This window comes from Paenibacillus oenotherae, from assembly GCF_019443105.1.
In the GTDB taxonomy this organism is placed as follows: Bacteria; Bacillota; Bacilli; order Paenibacillales; family Paenibacillaceae; genus Paenibacillus_Z; species Paenibacillus_Z oenotherae.
Genome location: NZ_JAHZIJ010000006.1, coordinates 196,421 through 208,699 on the forward strand (window position 1 = coordinate 196,421; position 12,279 = coordinate 208,699).

The following is a 12,279-nucleotide window of genomic DNA, read 5'->3' on the forward strand; positions in this document are numbered from 1 at the left end:
GGACATCGTCTCACACCGACTGTTTCCTGTTTATTTCGAAAAGTCCTGACCGAGCCAATCCGTGCTGAGCTTAGCCAGCGTACCGTCCGCTTTCAGCGCTTTAATGGTCGTATCGACAGCATCGGCAAGCTTCTGTGACTCCTCATCATCCTTGCGGAATACATACAGAATATTCCCTTCGTTAAGCGGGTCGCCTACCGTTTTGAGCTTGCCTTGGGGGTCCTTGATCGGCAGGAGAAAGTCAGCCCCGAGCGTTGCATACACACGTCCGGATGACACCTGAAGAACCTCGTCATTAGCGTCGTTCTGCTGGTACACGATATCAATGCCGTCGGCATGCTCTTTGTTATAATTTTCAAGAATCTGGGCCTGGGCGCTGGTCGGGCCTATCAGCACTTTTTTTCCTTTCAGATCGTCCAGCGTCTTGACCGGATCATTGTTGTCTGATGCGACGATGATTTTGTTCCGCCAATAGGCATAAGGCTCTTTGTTGAACGAAAACTTTTGCTCGCGTTCCGGGTTTTTCTCGAATAAATGAGCTGCCAGATCAATCTTCTTCGTCTCCAGACTGAGCAAAATATTGGAGAAGTCCATCGTTTGAAACTCAAATTCATATTCGGTCAGCCGCTTATCAATCTCTTTAATGACCTCCACGTCATAGCCAGTCAGCTTCCCGTTCTCATCAAGGAAGGCGACTTGCTCGAAGTCGTTCCCCGTGCCGACAATAACCTTTTTGACCCCTTCCGATGTGCTCGCAGTGGTGTTCGATCCGCAACCCGATGCGATGACCCCCAGGGTAAGTACTAATGCGATTACGGTAAATTTTCTCAAGATGATTTCCTCCATTTTTCTATATTTTTATAACTCATAATTCCTACTGGATAAGTAAGAATTAAGGCTGACCTAACTTTATCACTCGGCTTCTCGCCGGGTCAATCCATTCCATAATAGATAAAATCTATATGTTTATCCAAATGATTGATCGAAGCTTCTACTGGGCTGGAAGCATCTTCCCGATCTCCAGAATTGATTCCAGAAACGAATGATGCTTGCCGGGAGTGGAGACAATGTTGGTCTGCAGCGTAATCCCTTCCGTCTCAGCCATCCGAATGGGCACCAGTCTGCCGTTGCGGGTTTCCTCCCTCACGCTCAAGCTGGGAAGAAAGCTGATGCCCGCCTTTTGGAGCACCAGTTTCTTGGCTGTTTCGGAGTTGTCGGAGAGAAACTGAATGTTCGGCGGCCGGTCCAGGCTCCCGAATATGCGGTGAACTCTAAGCCAGTCGAGTGCGCCGCATTCAAAGAAAACAAGCGGCTGTGCGGCAATATCTTCGATCGTCAGATTGTCTGCTGTAAGGAAGGGATGTCCTTCATATACATAGAGGCGGATCGGATCCTCGTAGAATTTGATCGATTGCAGGTTCGGATGATTCACATTCCGCACAAACCCGATATCCACCTCATTGTTGACGACCTTGCCAATAATATCATCCGTAGTGCCTGTTATGAGCTTGTAGTGGGTGTGCGGAAATTTAAGCTTCAATCGCGGAATCAATTCCGGGATGGTGTAATTGGACACAGAGGCCGTACAGCCGATTCGCAGCTCCTCGGGCAGCGATTTATTGTGCGTGATGTGCAGCTTCCCTTTCTGATAGATCATAAGGATTTGCTGGGCATAAGGTAAGAAGCGCTTGCCTTCCTCCGTAATCTGTATCCCTTTGCCAAGACGGTCAAACAGCTTGCAATTAAGCTCCCGTTCAAGGGATTGGATTCGGGCGGTGACAGAGGGCTGCGACAAATATAAAACTTCTGCGGCTTTATTAAAGCTCCCGTAATGAATGATATAAACGAACGCCTCGATATTTTCTAGATTCACTGTAAACACCCCCGTAGTTGATTTTTGCCAAAAGAAAAAGAGACCTCTGATGATGAAGCAATAAGAAGTCTCCGGTGGTCCGGTCGACGCGATCCTGTCTGTTCTTCAAACGCGTCCTATGGGTTGGTTTTTGATTAATCCTTATAATTCCTATGTTATTACTGAGATATATAGATTATGTTACCATCTCTAGAAATTCTGTCAATGAAATTATTAATATTCCCTCTAAGGTTAATGAGGTTAAACGATTGCTAGAACAAGCAGGCTGCTGCACAGGGGAATGTTCTTACGATCGCTGTTGCTCCCGGAATTCTCGAATTGAGGCTGGTGATGGTGGAATTCCGGGAACAAAGGCGAACGCTGGCGCTTCTCCAGAATCATTCCCCCCTGCTCCGCTCTCTCCTGTTCTTTCTTCATGAAACGTATAAACATCACAAATACGGCCCTATTACTTTCTCCCTAGTTTCAGGTAAATCAGGATGAGGGCCCAAAATATACATCCAAGTAAAATATGCAGGCCACTCTCGCTTAAATGAATTCCGTTCCCGCTCAGCAATATGCCTGAGAAAAAACCTAGTACTATACATGCGATTATTTCAATTAGTTTACTCATTTAACATTCTCCTTTGCGTGAACTAGATACTTCCAATATACCTGACCTACTTTAAGAGGAGAAAGGAGGCTGTCAGTAACGAATGTCCAGATCTGCTTGGTAATCCATTAACTGAAAAGAGGAGAGGATTATTTCATGAAGACAATGAATAAATTGCTGACCGGTTTTGTCATGCTCACATTGATTATGGGGATGGCTTTCGCCGGTTCCGCATTCGCGGCCGGAAATGAAGTGAAGCTTATTAAATCCACCCTGTATCTTGGCTCTTTCGGCTCTGTCGGATTCTCCGGAGATATCGAAGTTGAGAATATCTCTCCTACCAAGACAGTAACCGTCCATTATACAACGGATAATACCAACTGGTATTCAACAAATGCAAGCTATGTCGGCCCGACAAGCGGCTCTTATGAGCAATGGAACTTCACCGTTTCGACAAGCTGGCTGAACAATATCCATCCAGAACTGGACGGTCTCAGCTTCATTAAGTTTTATATTGAGTATAACGTTTCCGGGTCCACTTACTATGACAATAATGGCGGCTCCGATTACTATAATGAGCCGTTCATCTCCGGACCAGGCTCCACCATCCTGAGTGCACGGAATGTGCTGAGCAGCTTCGGCGAGGTATTAAGCAGCACTAATTTCAGAGGCAGTGTTCTTGTCAAAAATTTGGCTCCTACCAAGACGGTAAAAATCCTTTACACCACTAATAACTGGGCTACGACACAAACCGGCTTTGCCTCCTACACCGGAGCAGCCAACAATTTCGGTTCGGCTGAACACTGGAACTACTCGTTCACCGTGCCTAGCGGCAGCACAGTCAAGTTCAAGATTGAGTACACCGTAAGCGGCAGCACCTATGTGGATGACAATTACGGCGCGACTTATACAGCCACATAAGGCGTATTAGCAGGCTGTTCAATCTCGCTCCATTCGGCATGATTGCCGCCAAGAGACGGGATTGTACGCATACAGCTGGTCATTAATCAGATTTGTTTCTATTAGCGGATAAAAAAGACGGGGCTGTCCAGGAAGTCAGTGAAACTGACTTCTGGACGCCCCGTTTTTACGTTTAGAGTAAGTGGTTCCATGATCAGCGAACATTCCTGCTGAAAAGCAGGTTTTTTCTCGTTTCGGTCTGTCTGAAGATGAAATACCTGCCAAACTACAGGCATTTCGACCTGTTCGCCCAATATCCTGCTAATCCGCAATATATTCCTGCACTTTCGCAGGCATTCTGCCCTCAAGGCTTCTTTTAGCCGAAATTCCTGCACTTATGCAGGCTTCCTGCTCTTTACCAACCGGATGGGAGTCAGCTACTGGGACATGCTTGGAGCCGCGCGCAGCTCCCAGAACGATGGGGCGGTGCGGGTAATCCACCGACGATGTTGCAGAATTTAGATCGTCCAAGCCGACTTTACGATAAGGCACCCGGTCCTTGAGCAAACATAATATTCCCATTTTACGGCATAATAGCTGAATCCATACTATTTCCGTTAGGGGGCGGCTGTCATGAACGAATCCGGAGAGCAAATATCATTTGTGAGCATTGCCATCATCCTGATGCTTTCGAATGGTCTTGTCAGCCATGTCATTATCAATCCCTTAATCATTGGCACATCCGGCCGGGATTCCTGGCTTGTTCCTCTGTTTACATTCATCGTCATGATTCCTTGGTGCTGGGCGATTGTTGTCTTAATGAGAAGAACGAACCAGCAGAGCATAAGAACATGGCTGGCCTGCAGAATTGGAGCAGCCTTCACGTGGCTGCTCCTTCTCCCCTTATACGCTCATATCTATATAGGAGGTGCGAACACGACGCTTCAGACCGGTACGTGGGCTGTTGCCAACTATTTGCCGGATGCGCCCAGGGCGCTCTTCATGGCACTTCTGCTTCTGATCAGTGTCTATGCCGCTATATATGGAATCCGCGCTATCGCGATCATTTCAGGCGTGCTTCTCCCTTTCGTTATCCTGCTCGGATATTTTGTAATGACGACGAATCATCCGAACAAAGATTTTCGTCTGCTCACTCCCGTCATGGAGCATGGCTGGAGTCCCGTACTGCAGGGGATGCTCTATTCCTGCGGCTGCTTTATGGAGCTTGCTTACCTGCTTCCGCTGCAGCATCATCTGAAGAGCAGACTCAAGTTATGGAAGCTGCTCATTCTGCTGTTTTTTTTCATCCATATCATGCTCGGCCCGCTGATCGGCGCCATTACCGAATTCGGACCGACGGAGGCAGCCAAGCAGATGCTCCCTCCCTTTGAACAGTGGCGGATCGTACATATGGGCAACTATTTTGAACATGTCGATTTTTTCGCTTTGTATCAGTGGATGTCAGGCGCAGCCATACGTATCGGGCTTTCCCTGTTTTTAATAGCAGATCTCATCCCGGCTCGCAGACATACTGCAAGAAAGTGGACGATTGCTGGCCTTGGAACGAGCTATCTATTGCTGGCCTTCTTCCCCATCGGCCGAAATGCACTGTATGAATGGCAAAAATTTTTCTATCAGACCAGTATCATCATGATTGCAGGCAGCGTCTTCGTGTGGATTTGCATCACTGTATTCACTAAATCGAAGAAGGAGCGGATAGCGTGACTATTCCACAAGAATCCCCGATCTGGTCGGAGCACGAGCTGAAACGGCAATTCGCACACTCACATGATGTGAAGATCCATCGGCATTATTTGGGCGGCAGCGCCAATTCTGCGCTTATTCTTGTCTATAGTGAAGGGACTTGCGACAGAGATGCCATCAGCTCGACGATATTGCCGGCATTGGAGCAATTATACTTGCGGGATGGAGAATTCCGGGTTTGCAACGACTCCTTGCTATCTAGTCTGCCGCTTCTGCCATGGGCGGGGGAATGGTCGAAGGAGGCGATCTCCGAGTATCTGTTTGAAGGCAGGCTGCTGCTAATATTCCCGGCCGTGGAATCGGTCTTTATGATGGATATAGCCAAGCTTCCCCAGCGGTCTCCTGAAGAATCCAGCATCGAGATTTCAATCAAGGGGCCCAAGGACGGCTTTGTGGAGAATATTACGACCAATATCGCCCTCATACGCAAACGGATCAGAAGCGGAACGCTCTGCTGCGAAATCGTAACACTGGGCACCCGTACCAAAACGAAAGTCGGATTGATGTATATATCCGATATCCTCTCTCCTGCTTTACTGAAAACAATCCGGCAGCGTCTTGGCAACATTAAGGTTGATGGCGTTTATAGTATCGGACAAATCGAAGAGTTGATTTCAGATCGCAGGCATGTGCTATTACCGCTGACCGATTTTACCGGAAGACCGGACTATACCGTAAGCTCATTGCTGAACGGCCGTTTTGTCATCATTATTGACGGCAGTCCTATGGTGCTGATTGGACCTGCTACATTCGCGCTGCAAATCAAATCGCCGGAGGATCTGCAATTTCAATTCCAATATGTATCGTTCGCCCGTCTAATTCGTTTAATTTGCTTGCTGCTTACAGTCATATTGCCAGGGCTGTGGGTATCGCTTGTCGCATTCAACCAAGACCAGCTGCCTTTTCGGCTGATGGCTACAATAACGGTCGCAAGACTGGGACTCCCCTTTCCGGCACAGCTGGAGCTGTTTATTATGCTGATTCTGCTGGAAATTTTTCGCGAGGCTGGCAGCCGCCTGCCCACTTCCATCGGTCAAACCTTGACTGTAGTCGGGGGGCTGATTATCGGCGACGCCGCTATCCGGTCCGGGCTGATTTCGCCATCGTCCGTAGTCGTTGGTGCCTTGACCTCAGTGAGCGCATCCACACTTGTCAACCAGAATTTAAGCGTAGCTGTAAGTCTCATTCGCTTCGGTCTCTTTCTCAGTTCCAGTTTTTTCGGCATTTACGGACTGTTTGTCGGTATAATCCTGTTAGTATGCTACATGGCAACTTTGCGTTCATTCGGGGTGCCGTACTTAATCCCTTTGTCCCCTATGAAGCTAAGCTCTCTCCCATCCTTGCTTCAACTGCCATGGACCAAATTGCGAAGGCGGCCGGAATATCTGAACACAATAGATTCCGATCACCAAGAGGATGATGCCAAATGAAGAGTTCCTTCGTCGTTAAAGTTCCCGTTATATTTGTTCTCTTGTTCGGACTAACGGGCTGCTGGGGCTCATCGGACATTCAGAACATGGCCTATGCGACTGCAATAGGGATCGATTACAACAAAGGCCATTACATCGCATATGTACAGGTGCTGAACTTCTCGAATGTAGCAAAAGTAGAAAGCGTCGAGATCGGAAAGCCCTTGGCCTCCTGGATCGGCAAAGGAATAGGCAGAACCATTACAGAAGCGCTGGAAGGTGTGGTGGATACGTCCCAGCTGCGCATTTTTTGGGGCCATGTCAAAACGGTCATTGTCACCGAGAGTGTGATGAAGAATGGCATTGACTACATATATGAAGCCTTTAACCGATACCGTGAGGTCCGTTATACAGTAACGGTTTATGGTACCGACGAGGATATTCCAACCCTTCTTGCCCAGAAATCGCTGCTTAATTTCTCGCCGCTCGATTCACTGCTAGTCAATCCAACGCAAAATTACCAGCGCAATGCATATATCCAGCCGCTTATGGGGTTCCAATTTATTGCCAAAACGAACGAACCGGGCAATTCGACGCTATTGCCTGCACTTAGCCTCAATCAGTCCGCCTGGAAGGAAGATGCCGAGCAGCGAACGATGTTCACAATCAGCGGAGCCTTCGTATTTAATAGCGATCATTACGTTACCCGGCTCTCCCTGCAGGATCTAGTTGGATTAAGATGGATGATAGACAAAATGAAGGGCACTTCCGTTCATGTACCCGATGTCCCACATCCTGCGGCTTCACTAATTCTGAAACGTCAAACAAAGAAGATTACACCGCTAATACGATCGAAGGAGATCCGTTTTCGTATCCGGTTGAAATTTCTCGCCGAAATTATCGAGCTGCGTAAAGACAAGGATATTAAAGAGATCGGCAGAGAAACGGAACAAGTCATCCGAGATGAAATCATGGAAACTTACCGCAAAGGAATAGCTAAAAACTGCGACGTCTACCAGTTGAGCGAGGTACTGTACCAGCAGCATCCCAAAGTGTGGAAGCGCGAATTCAGCGACAAATCCTTTCCGCTGCATGAGGATTCGATTGACATTGAAGTGTCGGTGGACATACGCAGCTCCGGGAAATATAAGATGAAATGACGGGGTGGGGGGATCGAATCCCCGCCCGATTAGACCTAATTTCGGCATCGTTTCTCAAGAATCATCTTGGCTTTATTTTGGATTCCTTCATATACGTCAGTTCTTAACGTCAGACTCACAAGATCGTCTTTTAATTGAACGACGTAATATGGAGGCCAATTCTCAACTATTTCCGATAAAATCCACGATATCAATTGATCCTCACCCTCAAGTAAATAATACTTCAGATGAGGGATTGCAGGCTCTCCTATTCGACATATTAACTCCGCAATAATCGCAGCACCTGGCCAGTTCAGATCAAACATCCATTCAATCATGCCTGGGATTAGAGGTTCGAGGCGTGAATGTTCGATTTGACATAAAATTAAAGCAGCATCATGCCAATAAGGTTTGCCCAACGGCTGCAGAAGCAAGGACAGGTGCGCATTATCCATGGGAATTAATTGTTGGACTGCATCTTCTCTTATAGAGCGGGGGGTATCCCAATGCAACAATTTAATCCGTTCGTGAATCTTTTCTTCCTCGGTGGCAGCCCCCTCAAGATCAGGGACTTCGTAATCATCCCGACCAAATTTGACATGTTCACCGCCAATTGGAGCTGAGAAAGTTATCGTTCTTCCTGATGACTCAACTTCAACCTCATAGAAGATCTCCTGAAAGAAAAGCCGGGATGCACGTATCTCCTCTTCATTGTATTCGTGAGTCTTTCCTTCGATATATAGACTACCGTTTTCATTGTATTTCCAAATAAATGTTTCGAATAACGAAACCCTTTTTTTCATAACGTACAACCAGCCAGACCCATTCGGCAGGAAAACGATCACTTCATTATCGTAAAATAGAATTTCTCCAAGTCCTCTTCTTGACCATTTTCCAATAAGCATTATGAACCTCCTTCCACGTTATTTCGGATTTCCGGATGTTTCGTTTCTTTGCACAGTACTATTGTACTTTTGCCCCATATTCTTTATTTTGTGCAAGGAAAGAGGGGCTGTCCGTAAAGTCCAATATCCAATGAACCAAATGATGTGCAAAGATGCCTCCAAAAAACCACTAAAAAAAAGGGGCTGGAAGCATCTTCTTTATTGTATATGGAGACTTGGTTCATACTCGCCCACTGAGCAGATTCCCCAGCGTTGCCTTTCCCCTTCTCCAACTGTTTTGAAGGCAGAGTGACGGAGTAAGAAGCCTGCGAATGTGCATGAATTTCGGTTACATGACGCCAAAATAGTTAAATTCCTGCGATCAGGCATGTATTTGAGCAAAAATCGGCCGTTAAGGGGAAACGAAGGCGAAATACCTGCACGCTGGCAGGCATTTCGCCTTCATGGGGCCGGATTCGAGAAAAAGCTGCCGTTTCGCATGTTTTGCCTGGCTTGCAACTCGCATCTCGCATCTCGCATGTCTCGACGTTTGAAATACGGGTCCATCCTCTGGTGATGAGTACGTCAGCAGTCTGATGAAGGAAGTTAAAATTTCCAAAAAGGACATTCGGGAATGCCCCTATGCAAGGAGTGCTAGCTCCTGTAGAGGAATGATTGCTTTAAGTCTGGCTGTACAGTCTAACCATCATTTGATTTGAATTTATAGTCGCTGCTTAACGATTCGAGGGAGGATTTCTTGCCCGCTAATCCTGTTTCCGGATATGTCGTCCGTACATTACTATGCGTTGCCGTAGTTGTTGCGAGTGCTTGCTGTTTGGTGTTGTGGGCGATCTCCTCCAGAAGCCCCAGCGCTTTCTCAATAGCTAGAAAAATAACGCCGCAGGTTACCCCCGCTACGACCCAGCTAATAAATACACTCCATTGAAATGCAGAATCATAAGAACGTGTTAACGCCTCCATCATCGGATCCGAGGCATTAGCTGTGACAATCCCGATAATAAAGCCTCCAACAATGGATGCCCACCCTAAAATTCGGATACTATCGCTTAATGTCATAAAAAGCACCCGTTTCTTCCGAATGATTCATTTTGCATAATAAAATAAACCCCTCTCATTTAGTAAAGCGCAGTAGCTATTAATTATTTCCAATTACTATAGCATTAATTGGATGTTATATTCCATAAATAATCCAGCAACCATGATCAAAACTCTGCTCTATGAGGGGGCCTATCCACTATCCAACGGTCGAACGGAGTTGTCCACGCTCAACCGCCGGATAACTGCTTATTGCTTGCGGCCAATTTCATCATTCATCTGCTCAATGATCGCTTGAATGCTCTTGGATCCCTGGTCTCCCTCGCCTCTTTTTCTTATCGACACCTGGTTGGCATTCCTCTCATCCTTGCCAAGTATGAGCATGTACGGCACCTTCTCAAGCTGAGCTTCACGAATTTTGTACCCCAGCTTTTCATTCCGCACATCGATTGCAGTACGTAGTCCCGCCTTGTCCAGCGCTTGCTTCACTTGAAGGGCATAATCGACATCGTGTTCTGAAACAGGCAGCAGCTTTGCTTGGATCGGCGCCAGCCATAGCGGGAATGCTCCTGCATAGTGCTCGGTCAGAATACCGATAAACCGGTCAATCGAACCATATACAGCGCGATGAAGAACGACCGGCCGATGCTTCTGGTTGTCCTCCCCAATGTAAGACAGATCGAATTTCTCGGGCATCTGAAAATCCAGCTGCACTGTCCCGCATTGCCAGCTTCGTTTAAGCGCATCTAGAATGTGAAAATCGATCTTTGGTCCGTAGAATGCCCCGTCCCCCTCGTTGATCCGATATTCGATGCCGCGTTTATCAAGGACATTTTGCAGCGATTGCTCCGCCTTGTTCCACAGCTCTTCAGAACCCATCGAATCCTCCGGCCGGGTAGACAGCTCAATTCTGTACTCGAATCCGAACACCTGATAAATGTAGTCAATCCAGCCGATGACACCGCTGATTTCCTCTTCAATCTGCTCAGGCAGCACGAAAAGGTGGGCATCATCCTGGCAAAAAGTGCGGACACGCATCATCCCGTTAAGAGCCCCGGAAGGCTCATGACGATGTACTTGGCCAAATTCCGCCAGGCGGATGGGCAATTCGCGATAGGAACGCAAGCTGTTTTTGAAGATAAGCATATGTCCCGGACAATTCATCGGTTTAAGGGCAAACTTCGTTTCGTCGACGTTGGTAAAATACATATTGTCTTTGTAGTGATCCCAATGACCGGACTGCTCCCACAGTCGATTATTCATCATAAGCGGTGTGCGCACTTCATCGTAATTCCGCTCACGCTGCAATTCACGCGCGAAGTTTTCGAGCTCTGTACGGATGGCCATCCCCTTAGGCAGGTAGAAGGGCATTCCTGGCGCTTCTTCAGAGAACATAAACAATTCGAGTTCTTTGCCGAGCTTACGGTGGTCACGCCTTCTGGCTTCCTCAAGATGATGCAAATGCTCTTCTAGCTGCGCTTTCTTCGGGAAGGAAGTTCCATAGATGCGCTGCAGCATCCGGTTAGCTGAGTCGCCCCGCCAATAAGCACCCGCAACACTCAGCAGCTTGAACGCTTTAATCCGGCCTGTTGAGGGCAGATGAGGTCCACGACATAAGTCAAAAAACTCGCCTTGCTCATAGATTGTTATGACCGCATCTTCCGCCAAATCCCGAATAAGCTCCAGTTTTAGAGGTTCTCCAAGATCCTCGAATGTCTGGATCGCTTCTGTACGGCTCACGATTCGACGAACGATAGGCAAATTTTCTTGTATAATACGCTCCATCTCTTGCTCAATGGCAGCAAGATCGTCACTGGAAAGCGGTTTTTCAATATCGATATCATAGTAGAACCCCTCCCCGATAACGGGGCCAATTCCGAGTTTGACCGCCTGTTCCCCATAGATGCGCTTGATGGCCTGAGCCATTACATGTGCTGTACTGTGCCTATAAATACTGAGACCGTCCATGCTGTCCAGAGTAATCATTTCAACGAGGCTGTCCTGCTCGATGGGTTCGTTAAGGTCCACGGGTTTGCCGTTTATTTTTCCTGCTACTGCATTCTTCTTCATTCCTGTGCCAATAGATTCCGCCACTTGCCCGATTGTCGTTCCTTGTTGATACCCCCTAACCGTTCCATCTGGCAATGTTACTTTGATCTCCATGATCCAGCCTCCATTCTTCACGATTTGTGAACGCAAAAAAACGCCTCCATCCCGGAAAGGGACGAGTGCGTTCAGCTCGTGGTTCCACCCTAATTCGACCTGCACAGCAGAATACATAGCTGATCGCTAACGTATCGGGCTGCGAGGACCTTATTTGGTATCCGGTAACGGGGATAAGTCGGTGCCGCATACTGCCGCGATCACGGATCTGCGGGTTCAACGCCACGGCTACAAAGGGGTAACTTCACAACCGGCAGCTGGAGAAGCTTTCAGCCTGGACTTCTCTCTCTGGGCAGCTCGTAAAGGAAATCATGTCTTTGATCATTGCCTGATTGATGATTATGGCCATACATTACACGAACACCTCACTGCAAGTCAAGGGGAATATTGTCTGTACCCGCTCACGCCTCCTGCTAAGTTGACGGAGAAAACAATCAGTAATAATATAAATGGATTGATTAATAGCGAATGCTAGACTTATAAAAAGAGGTAGATGATA

At 47.4% G+C, this 12,279-nt stretch carries 12 protein-coding genes; 5 read left to right on the top strand and 7 right to left on the bottom strand.

The genetic code is table 11. The annotated features are described in order from the left end of the window. Positions 1-30 precede the first annotated feature (30 nt). The 3 genes from K0T92_RS11415 to K0T92_RS11425 all read right to left on the bottom strand — a co-directional run bounded on the left by K0T92_RS11415 (position 31) and on the right by K0T92_RS11425 (position 2,305). Positions 31-831, bottom strand: a complete 801-nt coding sequence (locus K0T92_RS11415; protein WP_219872594.1) for a transporter substrate-binding domain-containing protein — start codon at positions 829-831, stop codon at positions 31-33. A gap of 160 nt (positions 832-991) precedes the next feature. After that, positions 992-1,873, bottom strand: a complete 882-nt coding sequence (locus K0T92_RS11420; protein WP_219872595.1) for a LysR family transcriptional regulator — start codon at positions 1,871-1,873, stop codon at positions 992-994. 240 nt (positions 1,874-2,113) lie between these two features. Next, complete coding sequence (locus tag K0T92_RS11425; protein ID WP_219872596.1) at positions 2,114-2,305, bottom strand: hypothetical protein; 192 nt, start codon at positions 2,303-2,305, stop codon at positions 2,114-2,116. Positions 2,306-2,621: 316 nt separating this feature from the next. On the opposite strand from K0T92_RS11425, the gene K0T92_RS11430 reads away from it, so the two are divergent. Next, entirely contained in the window at positions 2,622-3,386 is a 765-nt protein-coding gene (locus K0T92_RS11430) for a CBM21 domain-containing protein (RefSeq protein WP_219872597.1), read from the top strand. A 300-nt stretch (positions 3,387-3,686) separates the two neighbouring features. Here the strand turns inward: K0T92_RS11430 and K0T92_RS11435 are convergent, their stop codons facing one another. Next, the gene (locus tag K0T92_RS11435; RefSeq protein ID WP_219872598.1) at positions 3,687-3,932 is read right to left on the bottom strand and encodes a hypothetical protein; all 246 of its coding nucleotides are present in this window, start codon (positions 3,930-3,932) and stop codon (positions 3,687-3,689) included. A gap of 66 nt (positions 3,933-3,998) precedes the next feature. Between K0T92_RS11435 and K0T92_RS11440 the strand changes: the two genes are divergently transcribed. The 3 genes from K0T92_RS11440 to K0T92_RS11450 are packed head-to-tail and all read left to right on the top strand — an operon-like array spanning position 3,999 to position 7,698. Further along, a complete protein-coding gene (locus tag K0T92_RS11440; protein WP_219872599.1) occupies positions 3,999-5,090 on the top strand; it encodes an endospore germination permease in 1,092 nt (363 codons plus the stop codon). Continuing rightward, positions 5,087-6,559: a spore germination protein gene (locus K0T92_RS11445; RefSeq protein WP_219872600.1), complete on the top strand. Its 1,473-nt coding sequence runs from the start codon at positions 5,087-5,089 to the stop codon at positions 6,557-6,559. Before K0T92_RS11440 ends, K0T92_RS11445 begins: the two co-directional genes overlap by 4 nt. After that, positions 6,556-7,698: a Ger(x)C family spore germination protein gene (locus tag K0T92_RS11450; protein WP_219872601.1), complete on the top strand. Its 1,143-nt coding sequence runs from the start codon at positions 6,556-6,558 to the stop codon at positions 7,696-7,698. Before K0T92_RS11445 ends, K0T92_RS11450 begins: the two co-directional genes overlap by 4 nt. Before the next feature lie 35 nt (positions 7,699-7,733). Here K0T92_RS11450 and K0T92_RS11455 read toward each other — a convergent pair whose 3' ends face one another. From K0T92_RS11455 to thrS, 3 genes are all read right to left on the bottom strand, one after another. Further along, on the bottom strand, positions 7,734-8,582 hold the full coding sequence (locus K0T92_RS11455) for a DUF5071 domain-containing protein (RefSeq protein ID WP_219872602.1): 849 nt from the start codon (positions 8,580-8,582) through the stop codon (positions 7,734-7,736). Between the two features lie 678 nt (positions 8,583-9,260). Further along, complete coding sequence (locus K0T92_RS11460) at positions 9,261-9,638, bottom strand: hypothetical protein (protein ID WP_219872603.1); 378 nt, start codon at positions 9,636-9,638, stop codon at positions 9,261-9,263. A gap of 228 nt (positions 9,639-9,866) precedes the next feature. Then, positions 9,867-11,780: a threonine--tRNA ligase gene (gene thrS / locus K0T92_RS11465; RefSeq protein ID WP_219872604.1), complete on the bottom strand. Its 1,914-nt coding sequence runs from the start codon at positions 11,778-11,780 to the stop codon at positions 9,867-9,869. Between the two features lie 154 nt (positions 11,781-11,934). Here thrS and K0T92_RS11470 point away from each other — a divergent pair, with 154 nt between their 5' ends. Next, entirely contained in the window at positions 11,935-12,255 is a 321-nt protein-coding gene (locus tag K0T92_RS11470) for a hypothetical protein (RefSeq protein WP_219872605.1), read from the top strand. Positions 12,256-12,279 lie beyond the last annotated feature (24 nt).